Origin of the sequence: Streptomyces sp. NPDC051907 (genome assembly GCF_040681075.1) — a bacterium.
Lineage (GTDB): Bacteria > Actinomycetota > Actinomycetes > Streptomycetales > Streptomycetaceae > Streptomyces.
The window spans coordinates 239710-259897 of sequence record NZ_JBFAYB010000002.1; the positions used below are offsets into that span (position 1 = coordinate 239710).

Below are 20188 nucleotides of genomic sequence, written 5' to 3' on the forward strand. Positions count from 1 at the left end.
TCCAAGACAACTGCTGAAGATCGCGGCGCCGTAGGAGGCGTCTCGGCGATATCGGGTGGTCCCCAGGGGTCGCCCGACGTTACCGTCCGGCGCATGACTGGATCTCCCGAGCCCGCGGTGGAGCCGCCGGACAACATGACCGACCCCCGCGCGCTGGTGCTCGCCTACCTCGACTACTACCGTGCCGTGCTGTTGCGCAAGCTCGACGGCATGTCCGAGGAGGACCTGCGCAGCAGCAGACTCCCGTCCGGATGGGCCCCGCTCGCCCTGCTCAAGCACCTCGCGTTCGTGGAACGGCGATGGCTCCGCTGGGGGTTCGCCGCCGAACAGGTGGATCCCATCTGGGGCGACGAAGACCCTGACACACGAAAATGGCAGGTCGGAGCCGAGGAGTCGACAGAAGAGATCCGAGCCCTCTTCCTGGACGAGTGCGCACGATCCCGCGAGATCGTGGCGGGCGCGGAACTGCAGCAACCGGCGCGCAGCGGTGGCGGCTTCAATCCGCCTGACCACCACCCGGCCCTGATCTGGATCCTGTTCCACATGCTGCAGGAGTACGCCCGACACGTCGGCCAGCTGGACGTGGTCCGCGAACTCGCGGACGGTGTCACCGGCGAGTAGCGCAGCACCGGCCGGAACAGACCACATTCTCCCCCTGGATGGGTCCGCATCGCCCCGAGCGCCCACGCCCCAACCCGGTGAACGTTCACGCTCTCACCCGGATTTCATCCAGTTCGCTCGCGTCGTACGAATAGGGGCCTGGCCATTTCGCGTGTCCTCTCTTTGTTGCGTGACCACTCGCGCGGAAAAATCGACCACTGACCGACGTACGCACAGGAGAATTCTTGGAGGTTGAGCGATAAATGTACCGAGAGTTTGCCGTCCCAGATGATCTGACGATCTTCGAAGCGCTCGGCGAGTGGCCCGAAGAAATCGACGAGGACATCCGTCAACTCACGCTGCGCGAAAATGAGGGCGGAAGCCTGGTGCTCTCTTACGCTCCCCTCGGCAGGTCCGTCCGAATAATCTGGAAGAATAGCGACGGCAGGACCACCCTGGATCTCTTCCGGGAAGGAGCCACCCGTTTGAATGTGACCATCGAGCCACCGGCCAGTGGGCTCACGATCGATTTCCACATGGGCGGGTGCGCAGGCGAATTGAGCATTCAAATCCTTCCGGCTCTCTGCGTGACAGAGCGTCTTCTCTTCGTCTGACACCGCAGTCGGCAACTCACCCCGATGGTCCGAGCAGGAGATGGAATCGATGGGCGACAGTCCCCTTTGGAATGAAGTCGACCTCGATCGACGACCAGCCTGGCGGCATATCTTCAACGACGATTGGCAGGATTCTGAACTCGCGGGCGCATGCCCTGTGTGCTCCGAGCATTCATTGCATCGCTGGTACCTGGTAGAGGACGAGAAATCGATATCACTGCGCGGGCAACATTTCATTGGCCACGGGAGACTGTGGGAATGGTGCAGCACATGCCGCACATTCGAATACTATCCGGACGGCTACGTACCGGACTGGTGGAGGTCGCCCTATGCCGTGGATCCCGCACTGCTGAGATACAATCCGGAGCCCATCGAAAATGCACACGTTGGCGCGTGAAATATTTGGTCCGCTCGGGGGGATTGTAGAGATGGGCGCGGTATCCGCGGCCGGCCCAGAACAGCTCAAGGACGTATCCGTCGGGGACTTCGTCGCAAACCACCGCAGCGAACTGGATCGCATCCTCCTGGCGATTCGCGAAATCGGCGATTTCCACCCCACGACCATGGCCATCGTCGATGAGCTGGGATGGCACAGGGACCACGAGGTCACAGCCCCGTCCTTGCTGCTCTGGTCGGGCTGCATCGAGACTTTTTCGCCGAATCTGGAGAACCCTGCCGCCGTGCATCGGATGGTCCGCATGGGCACGGACCTTCAGTTGACCAACCTCATGCATGCGCTGATCGGCACCGCATCGTCCATGAAGCGGCCTGTGCCTGATTCGTCAGAGCTCATCATTGAAGCCGTTGACGCGTCTGCCGCCTTGTTGGGACTCCATAGCAAGAGGGCTACGTGGGATGTTTTTCGCATGTGGCGCGTGGCGTTCCTTCCCAGCGTTCTATCGCCTTCATCGAAGTCACCAGACCTCGTCAAGGCATACTTCAGGGAATGCGCCCACACTCTTGAAAGCCTCCTCGCTGAGCGGTAGCCGCGCGAACTGCTCTTGACGCGCGATAAACGGGTCGGCCGGACGTGGAAAGACAGGACGCATGGAAAGCAAGGATTTTGTGGACTTCCTCCGAGACCTTCTGAGTCTCGACGAAGCGGTGCGTACGGAGGCGAGCAACCGCGTTCAGGACTTCGTGAACCTGCTTTCCGGCGCCCAGGCCAGAGTGGTAGGGGACCTGATCGCCATGCTGGCCCTGCACGAGGAGTCCAGGGTGGCCCTGGAGGCGCACCTGCATGCGCTGACCGATCTCGACGGATGCGGGAAGCTCGACGGTGTCGATCTCTCACCCCTGGGGGACATCCCGGAATCCGCGATCCACGTGGAACACCGCGAGTACATGGAGGAGTTCGCCCCGGGGTATCGGGGGGCGATCTCCGTTGCCGACCCGGGTGCTCAATAGAACCACTACAGCCCTCGGCAACGTCGTCTCGGCCTGCTTCCGGCACTTCTCTGTGCTGGGATCCCCCGGGGACGCCGTCGGCCCGTGCCTGGTGTCCAGGCACGGGCCGACGGCGGCTGCGCGACAGGGCGTCAGGCCAGCAGGCCCGCCATCCATGCCTCCACCGCGTCCGCCTCGCGCGGCAGCGCAGAGGAGAGGATCTCGTTGCCGTCTTCCGTGACCAGGATGTCGTCCTCGATGCGGACGCCGATGCCCCGGTACTCCTCCGGCACCGTCAGGTCGTCCGGCTGGAAGTACAGGCCCGGCTCCACCGTCAGGCACATGCCAGGCTCCAGCGTGCCCTCCACGTAGAGCTCGGTGCGGGCCGCCGCGCAGTCGTGGACGTCCATGCCGAGCATGTGGCCCGTGCCGTGCATCGTCCAGCGGCGCTGCATGCCCAGCTCCAGGACCTTCTCCACGTCCATGTCGCCCAACAGGCCCCACTCCAGGAGCCGTTCGGCGAGCACGCGCTGGGCCGCGTGGTGGAAGTCGCGGTAGTCGGCGCCCGGCTTCACCGTCGCGATGCCCGCCTCCTGGGCCTCGAGCACCGCGTTGTAGATCTTGCGCTGGAGCGGCGTGAACGTGCCGTTGATCGGCAGCGTGCGGGTCACGTCGGCCGTGTAGAGGTTGCGCGTCTCCACGCCCGCGTCGAGCAGCAGCAGCTCGCCGGAGCGGACCGCGCCGTCGTTGCGGACCCAGTGGATGGTCGTCGCGTGGGGGCCGGCCGCCGCGATCGTGCTGTAGCCGACCGAGTTGCCCTCGACGCGGGCGCGCAGGAAGAACGTTCCCTCGATGTAGCGCTCGCTGGTCGCCTCGGCCTTGTCCAGCGTTCTGACGACGTCCTCGAAGCCGCGGGCCGTCGCCTCGCAGGCGTACCGCAGCTCCGCGATCTCGAAGTCGTCCTTGATCCGGCGCATCTCGGAGAGGAAGACGCGGAACTCCTCGTCCCGCTCGGCGGTCACCTTGTCGGTCAGGGCGGCCTCGATGCCGGCGTCGTAGCCGCGCAGCACGCGGACCGGGCCGGTCGTCTCCTTGAGCGCCTCGGCCAGCTGGCGGACGTCCTTGCAGGGCAGCCCGAGGAGCTTCTCGTTCTCGGTGAGGCTGTTGCGCCGGCCGTCCCACAGCTCGCCCTGGCCGGAGAGCCAGAACTCGCCGTTGTCGCGGTCGGATCGGGGCAGCAGGTACGCGGTGGCCTCGTGGCCGCCGTTCTCCTTGGGCTCCAGGACGAGAACGCCGTTCTCGGTCTGGTCGCCGGTCAGATAGGCGTAGTCGGAGGAGGCGCGGAAGGGGTAGTCCGTGTCGTTGGCGCGGACCTTCAGGTTGCCGGCGGGGACCACCAGACGCTCGCCGGGGAAGCGGGCGGACAGATCGGCGCGGCGGCGGGCGGTGTTCGGGGCCTGCGGGATGGGCTCGAGATCATGGCGCTCGGTGTCGGCCCAGCCCTGCTTCATGTTCTCGGCGAGCTCGTCGCTCACGCCCCGCTCCAGGCCGTTCTTCCGGGGCTTTACCGTCTCGGCCTGCTCGCCCTCGGTGCTCTCCGGGGCCTGGAGTTCCTGGCTCTCGGACGTCCGCTCGGTCACACTGCCTCCTGAATCGAATCGGTGACGCCTGCCCCATGGATCGCATGCGGCCGACAGTCATCGTATGGGTGGGCGAGCCCGCGGCAGGTCTCAGCCCGTGAGATGCGCCACCAGCAGATCGACGCCCTCGTAGACGCTCCGACAGAGGCCCTAGACGCCCTCGCAGACGCCCTCGCCGCCGTGTCCGTCGCCGTTTTCGTCGCTGTGCTCGCTGCCGCGCTCGCTGCTGTGCTCCTTGAGGAGAACCGTAGGCCGCAAGAGCCGTCCGCCCGTGGGCGGGAGAGGTGGGGGTTCGGCCAATGTGCTGTGGTACTCGGCCAGTTCGGCATACGACGTGTTCGCCTTCGGGTTGTTCGCCTTCGAGTCGCGCAGGTCGGCAGAGGGTCGGACGAGGATCGGAAGAGGACGGGAGAGAGGACGCGGGGTGAGGTCGGAAGAGGTCGGGCACGTCGAGGAGGTCGGGGGGCCTGGTCGGCCCCCCGCTCCGCTCGGCCGAGCATGTACCGCGCGGCCGCCAGCACCCTAACGAACGACGGGATCCGGCGGGGGCCGGCCGTACGCGAGCTGGCTCGTTCGTGCAGGTCCCGCCGGTATCAGGAATCTCGTCGATATCGGCGATATCGACTCTGACCAGTGCTCTTCTCGCCAACGGCTGTCCAGCCGGCGGATCACCGGCGCCGGACGGCCGGCGGCGCGGCGATCGCGGCCTACGGTTCCGAACGGTGCCGCATCCGCATCCGTACCCGCATCCAATGAGGCGAATTCAAGACGCGGAAATACGTACCGCTCAAGCCGTTCAAACCGCACCGGGCAGGGGAGGATTCGACCATTGGAATTGACTGTCGGAGTCGAGTTGCAGCCGCACATTCAAGAATCCACGCAGGCCATGATCACATCACGAACACGCTGGTCAGCTGCGTGTCGGCTCGCATTCAGGGTATTGACACCGGATGGTGGCAGCCCTAGTATGGCCGCGCTGTATTGGGCAGGGGGGCCGCAGAGGATCGACACAGTCGGCGGGAAACAATTGATTGCCTGACATGTGGCGTGACGGGGTTTCCCGGCCCGAGATGATCGGGACTTTTCGGGATATCCATTTTGCGCTGACGGGGGCATTGTGTCCGAGGGTACATCGGGGTCGAATTCCGGACTCGGGTCCTATTTTCGACTACTGCGGCAGCCCGGCGCGGCGATGCTCGGCTTCTGGGGGATGGTCGGCCGATTACCGATCGCCATGCGCGCCATCAGCTGTCTGCTGCTGGTCTCCGCGTTCACCGGGTCGATGGCCCAGGCGGGGACGGTGGCCGCTGCCATGCTCGTCTCGCAGGGCGTGGCCAGCCCCGTGCTCGGACGGCTGGCCGACCGGCTCAGCCAGCGGCGGGTGCTGCTCACCGCCTGCCTCGGGCACGCGGCGGGGATGACGCTCTTACTGGTGTCGATCGGGCTCAGAGCCCCGCTGTGGGTGCTCATCGTCGCTGCCGTGGCCACCGGGTGCAGCTCGGTGTCGTTCACGTCGTTCATGCGGGCGCGCTGGGCGACGATGGTCGACAAGGGGCTTCTGCGCACGGCCTACGCCCTGGAGTCCATGCTCGACGACACCATCTTCCTCCTCGGCCCCCTGCTGGTAACGGTGTTGGCGTCGGCCGTGCACCCGGCCGCCGGGCTGGCCGTCTGCGCCCTGCTGACCACCGTCGGCTCGATCTTCGTCGCACTGCACAGCCAGTCCGAGCCGACGTCCCAACAAGCCCCCGAGCCCACGCCCGATCCGGAATCCGAGCCGGCCTCCGGGCCCGCCACGGCGCCGGCGCCGACCCGTCGCCCGGAGCGAGCGCTCGGAGTGCCCGGAGTCTGGGTGCTGATGATCGCGTACGCCGGTATGGGCTTCCAGTTCGGCGCGGTCGACGTCACGATGATCGCCTTCGCCGAGGAGCAGCACGCGTCGGGGCTCAGCGGAGTGTTCCTGTCGTTGATCGCGGTGGGCAGCCTGATCGCGGGCGTCGTCTACGGAGCGGTGAACTGGCGGCTTCCGCAAGCCCAGTTGCTCTCGATCACCACTGGTCTGCTGACCCTCGGCGTGATCCCCCTGGCCTTCGTGGAGTCCTCCCTGCTGATGGCGTTCCTCGCCGTCGTCGCGGGCATCGCGATCTCCCCCGCGCTGATCGCGGGCAGCACGCTGCTGGAGTCGCTCGCGCCGAAGGGCTCCCTGTCGGAGGCGTTCTCGTGGCTCACCAGCGCCGGGGCGCTCGGCATCGCCTCCGGCACGGCCGCGGGCGGGCAGCTGGCCGAGGCGAGCAGTTCGGCGCACGCAGCCTGGGCGGGCGTCGCCGGCGGGGTCGTCGCCCTGGCACTGAGCGTCGCAGGTCAGCCGGCCCTGCGCAGAAGCAGGCCGGCTTCGGAACCGGCCTCCAAAAAAATGGCGGTACAAAAATAATGAACGATGAGGACAGAGTTGTGAGTACAGCACACCCTGTGTCCGAGCGAGTCGCCCTCGGGGGCCTACCGGTCCCCCGCATCTCGTTCGACGAGTTCATGGCCTTCGGACGGAAGGCGCTCATCCGGGCCGACGTCCCCGTAGTGATCACCCTGCCGAAGGGCTCGCAGGGCCTCGGCAGGGACGGAGTCGCCGAGCGGCTCGGAGACCTGATGGTCACCCTGTTCACCGAGCCGAGCAACAAGCAGAACGCGGAGCGCTGGACCACCAGGGAGATCCGGCTCCGCGAGTTCTTCGAGGACGAGCGGTATCTGAAGGACCCCGGCGCCTGGAACCGCATCGTGTCGAACTTCCGCAACGCCCCCGCCGACGTCAACGCGATCCTCGGCTTCGACGCCGAGCGGCTCTTCGACTACCGCCGCCCGATGAACGCGGCCAACCTCTGGATCAGCCACCAGGGCGTCTTCACCCAGAGCCATTTCGACGAGCTCGAGAACTTCAACATCGCCCTGGAGGGGCGCAAGCGGTTCGTGCTCGCGCCTCCGGGGTTCTGGGAGTACTACCCGAGGTCGCTCAAGCAGGGCTTCGGCGACAAGTCCCGGGTCTTCGACTTCGACGACGTGGACTGGGCGCGCTACCCCAGGCTCGCGTCCAAGCTGGCCCAGCGCAGGGAGCTGATCCTGGAGCCGGGGCAGATGCTCTATCTGCCGCTCGGCTGGTGGCACCAGGCCGAGTCGCTGGACGAGATGAACATCAACGTGAACTTCTGGCTGCGCGACCCGAAGATCCTGCGCAGGCCGTACGTCCTCGGCGTGGCCCTCTACACCGCCGCCTACCGCAAGCTCAAGGGCGTCTACAACTACCAGCCCGCCGAGGGGACGTCATGACCGAGCGCGAGATCATCACTCCCACCAACCGGTTCCGCAACAACGACAAGCTGATCGGGATCGGCAACGCGTTCTGGGACATGTCCGAGCGCAGCGGGCTGGCCGGCATCGTGGCCGACTACGAGGCGGGCGAGGGCTTCCTGCGCGCCGACGCGAGTCATGAGTACATCGACGCGGGCCATGAGTTCGTCAACTTCAGCTGCTGCTCCTATCTGGACCTCGACTCCCATCCCAAGGTCGTCGAGGGCGGCATCGAGGCGCTCCGCCGGTATGGCGTGCTGGACCACTGCATCGCCCGCAGCCGTGTGCAGATTCCCGCCATGCTGGAGCTGGAGAACTCGCTGGGCGAGCTGTTCGGCGCGCACGTCGTCTGCTCCATCGCCGCCAGCACCGCGACCTTCGGACTGCTGCCGCTGATCGCCTCCGGCCATCTGGGCAACGGCGAGCGGCCGTTGATGATCTTCGACAAGAACGCCCATGTGTCGATGGCCAACGTCAAGCCGGTCTGCGCCGACGAGACCGAGGTGGTCACCTGTCGCCACCACGACCTCGACTTCATCGAGGACGCCTGCAAGAAGTACGCCCGGGTCGCCTACGTCTGCGACGGCAGCGACAGCCTCGGCGGATACGCGCCGGTCGAGGAGCTGGCCGAGCTCCAGGACAGGTACGGCCTGCTCGTCTACTACGACGACTCCCACTCGATGTCGGCGTACGGGGAGAGGGGCGTCGGCTACGTCCGTACGCACAGCCCCGTCCTCGACGAGCGCACCATCGTGGTGGTGACGCTGAACAAGGCGTTCGGCACCAGCGGCGCGGCGATCGTGCTCGACGGGTACTCCAAGGAGACGCTGCGGGTCATCGAGCGCTTCGGCGGGGCCCTGAACTACTCGCAGCTGCTGAACACCCCGGCGGTCGGGGCCGGGCTCGCGTCCGCCGAGATCCACCGGACCGATGAGCTGGTCACTCTGCAGAAACGTCTCTACAGCAATATCGCGCTCTTCGACTCGCTGGTCCACACCGAGCAGGCGGGCAGCACGTTCCCGATCCGGCTCGTGCCGATGAGCGACTCGACGGTGATCGAGGCGGGCCGACGGGTGTTCGAGGCCGGGTTCTACGTCTCGCCCGTGTTCTTCCCGATCGTGGCCCGCGGCACGGCGGGGCTCCGCGTCATGATGCGCGCCGGCCAGAGCGAGGAGCAGATCCGCGGTCTGGGCAAGATCCTCGTCGAGGTGGGCGCGGAGCAGGCCGCGCCGCTGCCAGGGGAGGCGGCTCTATGACGCGCGGGGCACGGGGAACGGCCGCCGGGCGAGGGACGGTCGCCGCACAGGGAACGGTTGCCGCACGGGGGACGGTCGCCGCACGGGCGATCCCGCGCAGCATCCTGTACACGCCCGCGCTGTCGCTGGACCGGCTGGTGAAGGCCTGGACCTACGACGCGGACGTGCACTTGATCGACCTGGAGGACTCCGTCCCGCCGCAGGAGAAGGCCGCGGCGCGGAAGGTGTGCCGGTCCGCGCTGGAGAAGGCGCCGGAGCCCGCGAACATCGCCGTACGCGTCAACGAGCTGGGCGCGATGGACGCGGTGCACGATCTGGCGATGCTCGCCGAGGCGCCGGTCAGGCCGGGCTTCGTCGTGATGACGATGGTGGACTCCGCGGTCGAGGTGACGCTGCTGCGCGACACCCTCGCCTCGGCGGGGGCGCATCCGCAGATCTACGTGACCCTGGAGACCCCGGCCGCCGTCGCCGACGTCGACGCGATAGCGGCGGCCGCCGACGGGCTGGTCCTCGGCTCGGCGGACCTGGCCGCCACCCTGGGCGTCGAGATCACCTGGGCGGGCCTGCTCGCGGCCCGGCAGGCGATGGCGATGGCCTGCGCCCGGCACGGCACGGCCTGCATCGACACGGCCAACTTCCGGCTCGCCGAGCCGGGCGTGCTGGCACAGGAGATAGAGCGCGTAAGGGAGTTGGGCTTCCACGGCAAGGCGACCGTGCACCCGGGCGAGCTCGGCGCGATCAACGGGGCCCTGCGGCCCGACCCGGACGGTCTGCGGCACGCGCGGCGGGTCGCCGAGGCCGTGCGGTCGGCGGACGGCGGGATCGCGGTCCTGGACGGGAACATGGTGGGGCCGCCGTTCGCGCGGATGGCCCGTACGACGGTGGCGCTCGGGGACGCCTGGGCCCAGCGGTTCGGCCCCAGCGGACCCAGCGGCCCCATCAGCCCCAGTGACTCCGGGGGCGCCGGCGCCTCTACCGGCCTGAGCGGACTCGGCGACGGCACCAGAGCCGGCGGCGGCGAGGAGGCCGGCCATGACCGTCGCTGAGGACGTCGCCGTACCCGAGAACGACACCCCCGAGAACGTCGGCGGCGCGGCGCCGGGCGCCGCGCCGACCGCGTCCGCCCTGTCCGTCGCCGTCATCGGCACCGGCGCCATCGGCCAGGACCTGGTCAGCAAGATCCACCGCTCCCCCGTGCTGGAGTGCGCGCTGGTGGCAGGCCGCAACCCGCAGTCCGCGGGCCTGCGGCACGCCGCCGGGCTCGGCTACCCGACCACGGCGGACGGGATCGACGCGATCCTCGCCGCCCCGCGCCCCTTCGACGTCGTCTTCGACGCCACCAACGCGATGTCGCACGCCGAGCACTGGCGGCTGCTCCAGCCGCTGGACACCCTGCTCGTCGACCTGACCCCCAGCAAGGTCGGGCAGATGGTGGTGCCGACCGTGACGGGCGCCCGGCCGCCGACCGAGCGCAACGTCAACCTGGTCAGCTGCGGCGGGCAGGCGTCGGTCCCGATCGCGCACGCGCTCGCCGGGCGGTTCGAGGTGGAGTACATCGAGGTCGTCTCCACCGTCGCCAGCAGCATCGCGGGCCGGGCGACCCGGCTCAACCTCGACGAGTACGTCGCGACGACCCAGCACGCCGTCACCGTGTTCTCCGGTGTGCGCGACACCAAGGCGATCCTCAACATCAGCCCGGCCGTGCCCCCGGCTACGTTCCGCACGGCCGTCCACGCGGTCGTCCCCGGGGCGAGCGTCGAGGCGGTGCGCGCCGTGGTCGACGAGAGCGCCGAGCGGGTACGGGCGTTCGCGCCCGGGTACGAGGTCGTCGCCTGCACGGTCGACGGCGACCGGGTCGTCGTCTCCCTGGAGGTCGCCGCGGACAGCGACGTGCTGCCCCGGTACGCCGGGAACCTGGACATCATCAACTCGGCCGCCGTCCTGGTCGCCGAGCAGCACGCGGCCCGGCTCGGCCTGGCCGCGCGGACGGGGGTGGGCCGATGAGCGCCGTGGTGATCCACGACCCGACGCTGCGCGACGGCCAGCACGCGGTGCGGCACCAACTCGGCGCGGCCGCGCTGAAGGGGTACGCCCAGGCCGCCGACGCGGCGGGGATTCCCGTGGTGGAGGTCGGGCACGGCAACGGCCTGGGCGCCTCGTCGCTCCAGGTGGGACGTGCCGCCGTCAGCGACGACGTGATGCTGTCGACCGTGCGGGAGGCCCTGCGCACCAGCCGGATGGGCGTGTTCATGCTGCCCGGCTGGGGCACCTCCGACGATCTGCGCAAGGCCGTCGCGCACGGCGCCGACCTGGTCCGTATCGGCGTGCACTGCACCGAGGCCTCGCTGGCCGAGCGCCATCTCGGGTTCCTGCGGGAGGAGGGCGCGGAGGCGCACTGCGTCCTGATGATGAGCCACATGGCGACCCCCGCCGAGCTGGCCGAGCAGGCTGTCCGCGTCGTCGGGTATGGAGCGCGGGCGGTGGGCATCATGGACTCCGCCGGGCACTTCCTGCCCGGGGACGTCGCCGCGCGGATCGGCGCGATCGCCGAGGCCGTGGGCGTGGACGTGCCGGTGATCTTCCATGGGCACAACAACCTCGGCATGGCCGTCGCGAACTCCGTGGCCGCGGCCGAGGCGGGGGCCGGGATCATCGACGGCTGCGCGCGCGGCTTCGGGGCCGGGGCGGGCAACACCCAGCTCGAGGTGCTGGTTCCGGTGCTGGAGCGCACCGGGTTCGAGACCGGGATCGACCTGTACGCGCTGCTGGACGCCGCCGAGTTCGCCGAGCGCGAGCTGATGCCCGCGCCGCCGGTCACCGGCTCGCTCAGCATCGTCAGCGGGCTGGCCGGGGTGTTCTCCGGGTTCAAGCACCAGGTGCTCGATCTGTCCGCGCGTGCCGGGGTCGACCCGCGCGATGTGTTCTTCGAGCTCGGCAGGCGGCAGGCCATCGCCGGCCAGGAGGACTTGATCGTCGACGTCGTGGCCGAGCTGAGCGGTCGGAGGGCCGTCGCATGAGCATGCCGTTGACGATCCGGGCCGAGGAGATGGCGGGCGCGGACCGGCTGACGAGGGTGATCGACGCGCTGGCGGAGGTGTTCGCCGACCTGTCGGCGGGCCGGACGTCGTCGCCGCCCCGGACGATCGTGCAGCACGGCCCGCAGCGGGAGCTGCTGGCCGGCACGGCGGTCTGGGAGCGGCGGGGGGTGGGCAGCGTCAAGATCACCACGCTCACCCCGGACAATCCGGACCGCGGGCTGCCGCTGATCCACGGCGTGGTCGTGCTGACCGACTTGGCGACCGGACGGGTCACCGCGCTGCTGGAGGGCGCCGAGCTGACGGCCGTGCGCACGGGGGCGGTCGCCGGTCTGGCGACCCGCCTGTGCGCGCCCGCGGACGCGGAGGACCTGGCCGTCGTCGGCGCGGGGGTGCAGGCGCGGGCGCTGGTGCGGGCGGTGTCGGCGGTGCGCCCGATCCGGTCGGTACGGGTGTACTCCCGTACCCCGGGCCGTACGGAGCGGTTCGCCCAGTGGGTCCGCGACACCGCGGGGACCCCGGTGCGGGTCACGGTGTGCGACACGGCCAAGGAGGCCGTCGCCGACGCGGCGGTCGTCTGCACGACGACCTCGACCGACGACAGCGAGCCGCTGGTGGCGGCCGACTGGGTGGCCCCCGGCGCGCACGTCAACGTGATCGGCGGAACCCACGAGAACGCGATCGAGGTGGACCCGGCGCTGCTGGGCGACGCGTTCGTGGTCGTGGAGGAGCGGTCCGCCGCGCGGGAGGAGGCGGGCGAGGTACGGGCGGCGCTGGCCGCCGGCCTGATCGACGTGACCGACCTCCACGAACTGGGCACGCTGACGAGCGGGCCGGCGCTACGGGACGACGCCCGCACGTCGGTCTTCCGCAGCGTGGGCCTGGCCATCGAGGACACGGCCACGGCATCGGCGCTCTACGAGGTGGTGACGGCTGGGGGGTGAGTCTGGGGGGGGCGGGTCAGTCAGGCGGGGCGCCCGGCGGGGTGGCGGGGCTGGGTGGCCCGGGGGGGGGGAGGGGGGAGGCAGCTTGCCCGACGGGTCGACCTGGCTCGCCCCGCCGACGGCCGGACGGGGGCGGGGCGAGCCAGGCGGGGTGGCCAGGCGGGGACCCCGGTCGCGGTGACCCGGCGGGAGGCAGCTTGCCCGACAGGGCAACCGGCTCGACTCGCCCACCGCCGACCCCACCCCCCTCGTCAGGTCGACTCACGGCAGCGGACCATGAAAGACCGCTCGAAGACGATCACCGTCTCCCCCGTCCCCTTCGTGCCGGTCGTCTCCACCGTGATGATCCCTTGGCCGGGACGGGACTTGGACAGCCGTTTGTCGAGGATCCGGCTCGTCGCGTAGAGCGTGTCGCCGACGAACACCGGGTCCTTCAGGCGGACCTTGTCCCAGCCGAGGTTGGCCACCGCGCGTGCGGACAGCGCCTGTACGGTCATGCCGCCGACCAGGCAGAGGGTGATACCGCTGTTGACCAGCACCCTCCCGTACTCCGCGCCCTCCCCGTAGTGCCGGTCGAAGTGCAGCGGGTGCTGGTTCATCGTCAGCAGGGTCAGCCAGGTGTTGTCGGTCTCCGTGAGCGTCCGGCCCGGCCAGTGGCGGATCACCATGCCCGGCTCGAAGTCCTCGTAGTCCCCGCCGTGCTCTTCGACGTACTCGTTGTCCTGGACGCGGCGCAGCGTCATGCGGCGTACTCCCCTGCGAGGTCGTTGAGTTGAGCGGCGCGGTCCCCCCTGGGCGGCGACGCCGACGAGGCGGCCGGCGCCTCGTCGGCCCAGGGTAGGGGCGGGCCTGGACGACCTTGGCGGCCGGTACGCCGGTTTATATGCTGATCACGCGATGGCGGAGCAACGCAGCCTTGGGGGAGTCGGATGAGCGCGCTCGAGGACATCGGCGTCCAAGGGGCCACGGGCCACCCGTGGTTCGGCAGCCGTCGGCTGGCGCCCGCCGCGCCCGCGCGCACGATCCGGGAGATGCTGCGCACCGAGATCCGGGACACCGGCTGGCCCTACCAGTCGCTGCTGCCCGCCGCGCCGATCGCGCTGCCGCGCGCCTCCTACGCCGAGCTGTTCCGCGCGACCGCCGCGCTGCTCGACCTGGTGCGCCGCACCGCCCTGGAGACCGCGCCGACCACGCAGGGCAGGCTCGCGGCGTACCGCATGCCCGAGAGCGAGCATCAGCTTTTCGTGGACGACCAGTTCGTCGAGGAGCGGTACGCGGACTGCGTGACCCGGCCGGACATCGTGATCGGCCCGAACGGTCCGCAGTTCCTGGAGTTCAACGTCAGCGGCGCCCTCGGCGGGCCGGTGGAGACGCACTGCCGCCTCGAGGTGTGGCGCAAGCTGTACGCCGACGACCAGGGGCGGACGCCGTTCGGCTACGAGGACCCGTTCGCCGTCCGCACGGAGATGTTCCGCGCCCTGTGCGCGGAGCTGGCGGCGCCGCCCCGGGTGGCCCTGCTGGGCAGCGCCCGCGACCAGGGGGACCTCACCCGGTACTTCGACGTGCAGACCGACTACTTCAACAGCCACGGGCTGACCGCGCGGTTCTTCGAGCCCGAGGAACTGCACGAGGCGTGGGACTGCCCGCCGCGGCTGCGCTACGCGGTGGGGCTGCGGGACTTCACCATCCCGGACTGGATCGAGCTCGGCATCGACACCGCGCCCGTGCAGACGGCGCTGGACAACGGGTGTCTGCTGGTGGGCACCCAGACCTCCACGTTCCTGACCAGCAAGCTGACCATGGGCCTGCTGTCGGAGGGGCGGCCGTGGATGAGCGCGGCGGAGAAGGCGCTGGTCGACCGGTATCTGCCGTGGACGCGGGTCCTGTCCCACCGGTGGACGAGCCGGGGCGGCGAGAAGGTCGACCTGGTCCGGTTCGCCGTGGACCACCGGGAGCTGCTGGTGCTCAAGGCGAGCATCGGGATGAGCGGCAAGCAGGTCGTCATCGGCCGGGAGGCGGGCCAGGCGGAGTGGGAGGCGGCGGTGACCGCGGCGGCCGAGACGGGCACGAGCGTGGTGCAGGACTTCGTGGCGCCGCGCACGTGCAGGCTGGCGATGGTCGCCGACGACGCGGACGAGACGCACGACGTGGACGTGGCCCCGGTGTTCGGCCCGCTGCTGTTCGGCGGCCGTCCGGCGGGCGTGTTCTCGCGGTTCTTCGGCGACGGCGCCGCGGGGATCGTCAGCGTCCTGGGCGCCCACAGCTCCGACGACTGCGTGGTCGCGGTCTAGCGGGGAGGGTCCCGGGCGGGGCGGGCGTGTCCCGGGCGGGCGGGTCCCGGGCGGGGCGGCTGCTCTGCCGGGTGATCGCCGACGCGCCGCCCGCGGCTGGGGCCCGGCCGCCCCGCGGCGGCGGGCGGGTCCGAGCCGTCGCGACCGCCGGCGTCGTCGGGCTGATCGGGGCGGGGCAGGCTCGGCGACCCCACGCGTACGCGCGAGACCGTGAAGTCGAACAGCCGCCCAGACCCTCGGGCTGGGCGGGCGGTCCGGGCGGGGCGGGTCCCGGGCGGGCGATCCGCGCGGGGCAGCCTCGGCGACCCCGCGCCTACACACGAGAACGGAAGCCGAGCCGCCGCCCGGACCCCCGGACCGGGCGCGGACGCCCGCCACCCGGACCGACCGTGGCGGCCACCCTCGTCACCATCGCCACGCCCCCTCCCTGCGCAGGCGAATACCCGCTCTTCTGGGGTAACGCCCCCGCCCGCCCGCGCGTGTCTGCCCAGCCCCGCCCACCGCAGTCGGCAGGCTCAGCGCGTATGAAGACCTCCCGACTGATCGCCGCCGCCGTCGCGACCGTCGCCGCTCTTCCGGCCGCCGCGCTGTACGCCACCAGCAGCGCCCTCGCCTCCGACGGGCCGCGCAGCGGGGCGCCCACCGTGCAGGCGCCCGGCTCGACCACGAGCTACAGATACTGTCCGAACTCGTCCAGCACCCGCAGCACCTCCGACTCGCCCTCCGGCGGCAGTTGCAGCACGACCTCCTCGACGCCCAGCTCGGCGTAGTGCGCCAGCTTCCCGGGCGTCGGCAGGACCGCGTACGGGACCACTTGGAGCGCGCCCGGGTCCCGGCCCGCCTTCTCCCAGACCTCGCGCAGCGCGGGGACCGCCTCCGACAGGCCCCGGCCGCCGATCGGGAGCCAGCCGTCCGCGTACCGCGCGATCTGTGAGAACAGCTTCGGTCCCGCCGCTCCCCCGACCAGCGTGCGCGGCGCGCCGCCCGCGGGCTTGGGGAAGGCGTGCGAGGCGCGGACCGAGCCGAACTCCCCCTTGTACGCGGTGGGCTCCGCCGCCCACAGCGCCCGCATCAGCGCCATCCGGTCCTGGGCCAGCTCGCGGCGCGTGGACCACTCCACGCCGTGGTCCGCCGCCTCCTCCCGGTTCCAGCCGAAGCCGACGCCGAGCGTGAACCGGCCGCCCGACAGATGGTCGAGGGTCGCGATCTGCTTGGCCAGGTCGATCGGGTCGTGCTGGGCGACCAGCGTGATGCCCGTGCCGAGACCCAGCCGGGTCGTCACCGCCGCGGCCTGGCCGAGGGCGACGAACGGGTCGAGGGTGCGGCCGTACTCCGCCGGCAGCTCGCCGCCCGCCGGGTACGGCGTGCTGCGCTCCACCGGGATGTGGGTGTGCTCGGGCAGATAGAGCCCGGCGAAGCCGCGCTCCTCCAGCTCCCGCGCCAGCCGCACCGGTGTGATCGTCTCGTCCGTCAGGAAGATCGTGGTCGAGATCCGCATCGGGCTCCTCCTCGTACGTCGTCTCTGGTGGCGGGGCCAAGGTATGCCGTACGGCGTCGAATGCCGAGGGGGCCGTGCGCCGGACGGGGGCGGCGAGGACCGCCCGGCCATCCCCGTGCCATCCCCGTGCCATCCGTCGACTCCCTTCCCTTGCACGGCAGTTCACGGCTCAATACCAGGGTTTGAGTGCGTCACCTCTGTCCTCTCACCACCCTGGGGAGCCGACGGCATGTGCAACGACGAACACGCACCGCACGCCCACCGCGCGGAACACGAGGTACGACGGCGCGGACTGCTCGTGACCGGAGCTGCCGCCGCGCTTACGTTGGGCAGCGTGAGCTTCGCGAACGCGACACCACACGGCAACGGCAACGGCAACAGCGGCGGCAGCGGCAGCGGCAGCGGCGAGCAGACCCGGGTCGTCCGCGGCACGCTGCCGCCCGGCGCGCCCGACTTCGTCTATCTGCCCGTCGAGATCCCGCGCGGGGTACGCGAGATCCATGTCTCGTACGCCTACGAACGGCCCGCCATGCCGCCCGGCACGGTCGGCAACGCCCTGGACATCGGCGTCTTCGACGAGCGCGGGACCGAGCTCGGCGGAGAGGGCTTCCGAGGGTGGTCGGGCGGGGCGCGCACGGAGTTCTTCATCCGGGCCGACGAGGCGACGCCGGGCTACATCCCGGGGCCGATCCGCGCGGGCGTCTGGCATATCGCCCTCGGCCCGTACACCGTCGCCCCGCAGGGCCTGCCGTACACGGTCACCGTCACGATCCGGCACGGCGCGCCCGGCACGGCGCCGAAGCCGGTCTACCCGCCCGAGCGGGCCAAGGGGCGCGGCCGCGCCTGGTACCGGGGCGACTGCCATATCCACTCCTGGCACTCGGACGGCAGGCGCACCCCCGCCGAGATCGCCCGGCTCGCCCGGGCCGCGGGGCTCGACTTCATCAACTCCTCCGAGCACAACACCCACTCCGCGCACGCGCACTGGGCGGACCAGGCGGGCGACGACCTGCTGATCCTCACCGGCGAGGAGGTCACCACCCGCAACGGGCACGTCGTCGCGCTGGGCACCGACCCGGGCACGTTCGTCGACTGGCGCTACCGGGCCAGGGACAACCGCTTCGGCCGCTACGCCCGCGAGATCAGACGGGCCGGCGGCCTGGTCGTCCCCGCCCACCCGCACGCGACCTGCATCGGCTGCAGCTGGAAGTTCGGCTTCGGCGAGGCGGACGCGGTGGAGGTGTGGAACGGCGCGTACACCCCCGACGACGAGATGTCCCTCCTCGCCTGGGACAGCGCGCTCGTGGCGGCCGCCCACTCCGGCAGGCGCTGGATCCCGGCCATGGGCAGCAGCGACGCCCACCGCGACCCCGACCCGATCGGCACTCCGCAGACGGTCGTCCTCGCCGACGACCTGACGCGCGAGGCGATCCTGGCGGGGATCCGGGCGGGACGCTCGTACGTCGCCGAGTCCCGGGCCGTCGCGCTGGCCTTCTCGGCGGCGGGCGGACGCGGCCGGCACGCGGGCATCGGCGAGCGGCTGCGCGTCGACGCCGACGACCCGGTGACGGTCCGTCTGGAGGTGACGGGCGCGCCGGACTGCACGGCCCGCATCGTCACGGACCAGGGCGTCCTGCACTCGGCGACGCTGCCCGCGTCGGGGACGGGGACGGTGGAGTGGCGCACGACGGCCCAGTACGCGGCCTACGTACGGGCGGAGGTCCGCCGCGCGCCGGTCGTCCCGGGGCTGCCGGGCCCGCTCGTGGCCTTCACCAACCCGGTGTTCCTGGGCGCCTGACGCCGAGCACGAGCGACCGGGCCGGCCCCCGCGGAAGGGGGCCGGCCCGGCCTTCTGGAGCTGCGTGCGGAGGGTCGCGGGGTCAGTCGGCGACGACCAGCGCGGGCGTCTCCTTGGTGAGCACCTCGCCCTTGAAGAACGCCGGGCTGCGCCGCTCGGTGATCAGCATGAGCACCAGGCCGAGCGCCAGCAGGCCCACGCCGATCACGAAGACCGAGCCGACGCCGAAGACCGCCGAGCCGCTGCCGTACGCCGGGTCCCACATGTCGTACAGCGTCTTGCCGAAGACGGCCGTCAGCAGGACGCCGCCGAGGACCGGGCAGAAGCCCTTGAAGAGGAAGTCCCGGCCGGAGCGGAAGAGCTCGCGGCGGAAGTACCAGGCGCAGGCGAAGGCCGTGATCGAGTAGTAGAAGCAGATCATGAGGCCGAGCGCGTAGATCGTGTCGACCAGGACGTGCTCGCTGACCAGGGTCATCACCGTGTAGAAGACGCCTGTCGCGATGCCCGCCATGACGGTGGCGCGGCCGGGGGTCTTGAAGCGCGGGTGGACCTTCGCGTACGACGGCGGGAGCGCCTCGTACGTCGACATCGCCAGGACCGTGCGGGCCACCGGGATGAACGTCGTCTGGAGGCTGGCCGCCGCCGAGGCGAGGACGGCGACGAAGAGCAGGATGCCGAGCGTGGGGCCCATCACCGGGCCCGCGAGGGCGGCGAAGACGTTGTCGGAGGTCTCCGGGTTGGCGAGGCCGAGGCCCTCGTCGCCGGCGCCGACGGCCATCTGGGCGGCGATGCCGGTGGCCAGGTAGGAGCCGACCAGGACGACCATCGCGATCAGGGCGGCGCGGCCGGGGGTCTTCGCGCTGCCGGTGGTCTCCTCGTTCGCGGTCAGACAGGCGTCCCAGCCCCAGTAGATGAAGATCGCCAGGGAGAGGCCCGCGGTGAAGGCGGAGAAGGACTCGACCGCGAAGGGGTTCATCCAGGACCAGGAGAAGTCGACGCCGGTGTCGAACGCGCCGCTGCCCGCCTTCTGGAAGGCCATCGCCACGAACACGGCCAGCACGAGGAGTTGGAGGCCCACCAGCGCGTACTGCACGCCCTTCGTCGCGGTCATGCCGCGGTAGCTGATCGCCGTCGCCACGGCGACCAGGGCGAGACAGGTGACGATATGGACGGCCTTGTCGTCGTCCAGCGCCGCTATGGACTCGTTGCCGGTGATCTCGCCGGCCAGGAGCCAGAAGTAGGAGGTGGCCACGCCGGCCAGGTTCGAGAGCACGATGATCGTCGCGATCACCAGGCCCCAGCCGCACATCCAGCCGATGCGCGGGCCGAACGCCTTCACCGTCCAGGTGAAGGAGGTGCCGCAGTCCGGCATCACGCGGTTGAGCTCGCGGTAGGCGAAGGCGACCAGCAGCATCGGCAGGAAGCCCGCCAGGAACACCGCCGGCATCTGCAGTCCGACCTCGCCGGCGGTGGAGCCGAGCGTCGAGGTCAGACAGTAGACCGGGGCGACGGTCGAGATGCCGATGACGGCGCTGCCCATCAGTCCGACGGAGTTCCCGCCGAGTCCCTTGCCGCGTACGCCGCCGTCGGTGGCGGCGACGCCCCGTACCGTGTCTCCGGCCTGGGGCCGCGTGTCCAGCTGAGTCATGTGGAGGACGGTAAAGGCTGCGGTTTCCACATACGGAGCGCCGGAGTCGACCCCCTTGATCCTTGAATTTCATGCCCGGATTAATGAACGGCACATGAATGAAAGATCAAAAGGGGCAGTCGTCAGGGAATCGACAGGC

General features: G+C 70.4%; 17 protein-coding genes. 13 read left to right on the top strand and 4 right to left on the bottom strand.

The genetic code is table 11. The features are described 5' to 3' along the window. Positions 1 to 93: 93 nt before the first annotated feature. From AB0M39_RS02405 to AB0M39_RS02420, 4 genes are all read left to right on the top strand, one after another. Positions 94 to 621: a DinB family protein gene (locus AB0M39_RS02405; RefSeq protein ID WP_365359222.1), complete on the top strand. Its 528-nt coding sequence runs from the start codon at positions 94 to 96 to the stop codon at positions 619 to 621. Positions 622 to 863: 242 nt separating this feature from the next. Next, positions 864 to 1214, top strand: a complete 351-nt coding sequence (locus tag AB0M39_RS02410; protein ID WP_365359224.1) for a hypothetical protein — start codon at positions 864 to 866, stop codon at positions 1212 to 1214. Positions 1215 to 1642: 428 nt separating this feature from the next. After that, positions 1643 to 2200 carry a hypothetical protein gene (locus tag AB0M39_RS02415; RefSeq protein ID WP_365359226.1) on the top strand — a complete coding sequence of 186 codons (558 nt, stop codon included), beginning with the start codon at positions 1643 to 1645 and terminating at the stop codon, positions 2198 to 2200. Positions 2201 to 2261: 61 nt separating this feature from the next. Next, positions 2262 to 2621 (top strand): hypothetical protein, encoded by a 360-nt coding sequence (locus AB0M39_RS02420; protein WP_365359228.1) that lies wholly within the window; start codon positions 2262 to 2264, stop codon positions 2619 to 2621. A 131-nt stretch (positions 2622 to 2752) separates the two neighbouring features. Here the strand turns inward: AB0M39_RS02420 and AB0M39_RS02425 are convergent, their stop codons facing one another. Continuing rightward, the gene (locus AB0M39_RS02425) at positions 2753 to 4240 is read right to left on the bottom strand and encodes an aminopeptidase P family protein (RefSeq protein ID WP_365359230.1); all 1488 of its coding nucleotides are present in this window, start codon (positions 4238 to 4240) and stop codon (positions 2753 to 2755) included. 1234 nt (positions 4241 to 5474) lie between these two features. Here AB0M39_RS02425 and AB0M39_RS02430 point away from each other — a divergent pair. The 7 genes from AB0M39_RS02430 (at position 5475) to AB0M39_RS02460 (ending at position 12814) form a co-directional block, all read left to right on the top strand. Next, on the top strand, positions 5475 to 6671 hold the full coding sequence (locus tag AB0M39_RS02430; protein ID WP_365359232.1) for an MFS transporter: 1197 nt from the start codon (positions 5475 to 5477) through the stop codon (positions 6669 to 6671). A 98-nt stretch (positions 6672 to 6769) separates the two neighbouring features. Next, positions 6770 to 7558, top strand: coding sequence for a cupin-like domain-containing protein (locus tag AB0M39_RS02435; RefSeq protein ID WP_365359313.1), 789 nt, complete (start codon positions 6770 to 6772; stop codon positions 7556 to 7558). Next, the gene (locus tag AB0M39_RS02440) at positions 7555 to 8835 is read left to right on the top strand and encodes an aminotransferase class I/II-fold pyridoxal phosphate-dependent enzyme (RefSeq protein ID WP_365359234.1); all 1281 of its coding nucleotides are present in this window, start codon (positions 7555 to 7557) and stop codon (positions 8833 to 8835) included. Before AB0M39_RS02435 ends, AB0M39_RS02440 begins: the two co-directional genes overlap by 4 nt. Next, positions 8832 to 9881: an aldolase/citrate lyase family protein gene (locus AB0M39_RS02445; RefSeq protein WP_365359236.1), complete on the top strand. Its 1050-nt coding sequence runs from the start codon at positions 8832 to 8834 to the stop codon at positions 9879 to 9881. The genes AB0M39_RS02440 and AB0M39_RS02445 overlap by 4 nt, the downstream gene beginning before the upstream one ends. Continuing rightward, positions 9868 to 10839 carry an acetaldehyde dehydrogenase (acetylating) gene (locus AB0M39_RS02450; protein ID WP_365359238.1) on the top strand — a complete coding sequence of 324 codons (972 nt, stop codon included), beginning with the start codon at positions 9868 to 9870 and terminating at the stop codon, positions 10837 to 10839. The genes AB0M39_RS02445 and AB0M39_RS02450 overlap by 14 nt, the downstream gene beginning before the upstream one ends. After that, positions 10836 to 11852: a 4-hydroxy-2-oxovalerate aldolase gene (gene dmpG / locus AB0M39_RS02455; protein WP_365359240.1), complete on the top strand. Its 1017-nt coding sequence runs from the start codon at positions 10836 to 10838 to the stop codon at positions 11850 to 11852. Before AB0M39_RS02450 ends, dmpG begins: the two co-directional genes overlap by 4 nt. After that, positions 11849 to 12814, top strand: a complete 966-nt coding sequence (locus AB0M39_RS02460; RefSeq protein ID WP_365359242.1) for an ornithine cyclodeaminase family protein — start codon at positions 11849 to 11851, stop codon at positions 12812 to 12814. The genes dmpG and AB0M39_RS02460 overlap by 4 nt, the downstream gene beginning before the upstream one ends. A gap of 251 nt (positions 12815 to 13065) precedes the next feature. Here the strand turns inward: AB0M39_RS02460 and AB0M39_RS02465 are convergent, their stop codons facing one another. After that, complete coding sequence (locus AB0M39_RS02465; RefSeq protein WP_365359244.1) at positions 13066 to 13557, bottom strand: MaoC family dehydratase; 492 nt, start codon at positions 13555 to 13557, stop codon at positions 13066 to 13068. Positions 13558 to 13743: 186 nt separating this feature from the next. Here AB0M39_RS02465 and AB0M39_RS02470 point away from each other — a divergent pair, with 186 nt between their 5' ends. Then, positions 13744 to 15105 carry a hypothetical protein gene (locus AB0M39_RS02470; RefSeq protein ID WP_365359246.1) on the top strand — a complete coding sequence of 454 codons (1362 nt, stop codon included), beginning with the start codon at positions 13744 to 13746 and terminating at the stop codon, positions 15103 to 15105. 670 nt (positions 15106 to 15775) lie between these two features. On the opposite strand, the gene AB0M39_RS02475 is transcribed toward AB0M39_RS02470, so the two are convergent. Then, the gene (locus tag AB0M39_RS02475) at positions 15776 to 16603 is read right to left on the bottom strand and encodes an LLM class F420-dependent oxidoreductase (protein ID WP_365359248.1); all 828 of its coding nucleotides are present in this window, start codon (positions 16601 to 16603) and stop codon (positions 15776 to 15778) included. Between the two features lie 229 nt (positions 16604 to 16832). On the opposite strand from AB0M39_RS02475, the gene AB0M39_RS02480 reads away from it, so the two are divergent. Further along, the gene (locus tag AB0M39_RS02480) at positions 16833 to 18401 is read left to right on the top strand and encodes a CehA/McbA family metallohydrolase (RefSeq protein WP_365359250.1); all 1569 of its coding nucleotides are present in this window, start codon (positions 16833 to 16835) and stop codon (positions 18399 to 18401) included. A gap of 82 nt (positions 18402 to 18483) precedes the next feature. On the opposite strand, the gene AB0M39_RS02485 is transcribed toward AB0M39_RS02480, so the two are convergent. Beyond that, the gene (locus tag AB0M39_RS02485; protein ID WP_365359252.1) at positions 18484 to 20049 is read right to left on the bottom strand and encodes an APC family permease; all 1566 of its coding nucleotides are present in this window, start codon (positions 20047 to 20049) and stop codon (positions 18484 to 18486) included. Between the last annotated feature and the right edge of the window lie 139 nt (positions 20050 to 20188).

Bases quoted from the DNA above. Each gene is read 5' to 3' on its own strand.
- AB0M39_RS02405 (WP_365359222.1), top strand. From the start codon at position 94: ATGACTGGATCTCCCGAGCCCGCGGTGGAGCCGCCGGACAACATGACC.
- AB0M39_RS02410 (WP_365359224.1), top strand. From the start codon at position 864: ATGTACCGAGAGTTTGCCGTCCCAGATGATCTGACGATCTTCGAAGCG.
- AB0M39_RS02415 (WP_365359226.1), top strand. From the start codon at position 1,643: ATGGGCGCGGTATCCGCGGCCGGCCCAGAACAGCTCAAGGACGTATCC.
- AB0M39_RS02420 (WP_365359228.1), top strand. From the start codon at position 2,262: ATGGAAAGCAAGGATTTTGTGGACTTCCTCCGAGACCTTCTGAGTCTC.
- AB0M39_RS02430 (WP_365359232.1), top strand. From the start codon at position 5,475: ATGCGCGCCATCAGCTGTCTGCTGCTGGTCTCCGCGTTCACCGGGTCG.
- AB0M39_RS02435 (WP_365359313.1), top strand. From the start codon at position 6,770: ATGGCCTTCGGACGGAAGGCGCTCATCCGGGCCGACGTCCCCGTAGTG.
- AB0M39_RS02440 (WP_365359234.1), top strand. From the start codon at position 7,555: ATGACCGAGCGCGAGATCATCACTCCCACCAACCGGTTCCGCAACAAC.
- AB0M39_RS02445 (WP_365359236.1), top strand. From the start codon at position 8,832: ATGACGCGCGGGGCACGGGGAACGGCCGCCGGGCGAGGGACGGTCGCC.
- AB0M39_RS02450 (WP_365359238.1), top strand. From the start codon at position 9,868: ATGACCGTCGCTGAGGACGTCGCCGTACCCGAGAACGACACCCCCGAG.
- dmpG (WP_365359240.1), top strand. From the start codon at position 10,836: ATGAGCGCCGTGGTGATCCACGACCCGACGCTGCGCGACGGCCAGCAC.
- AB0M39_RS02460 (WP_365359242.1), top strand. From the start codon at position 11,849: ATGAGCATGCCGTTGACGATCCGGGCCGAGGAGATGGCGGGCGCGGAC.
- AB0M39_RS02465 (WP_365359244.1), bottom strand. From the start codon at position 13,557: ATGACGCTGCGCCGCGTCCAGGACAACGAGTACGTCGAAGAGCACGGC.
- AB0M39_RS02470 (WP_365359246.1), top strand. From the start codon at position 13,744: ATGAGCGCGCTCGAGGACATCGGCGTCCAAGGGGCCACGGGCCACCCG.
- AB0M39_RS02475 (WP_365359248.1), bottom strand. From the start codon at position 16,603: ATGCGGATCTCGACCACGATCTTCCTGACGGACGAGACGATCACACCG.
- AB0M39_RS02480 (WP_365359250.1), top strand. From the start codon at position 16,833: ATGTGCAACGACGAACACGCACCGCACGCCCACCGCGCGGAACACGAG.
- AB0M39_RS02485 (WP_365359252.1), bottom strand. From the start codon at position 20,049: ATGACTCAGCTGGACACGCGGCCCCAGGCCGGAGACACGGTACGGGGC.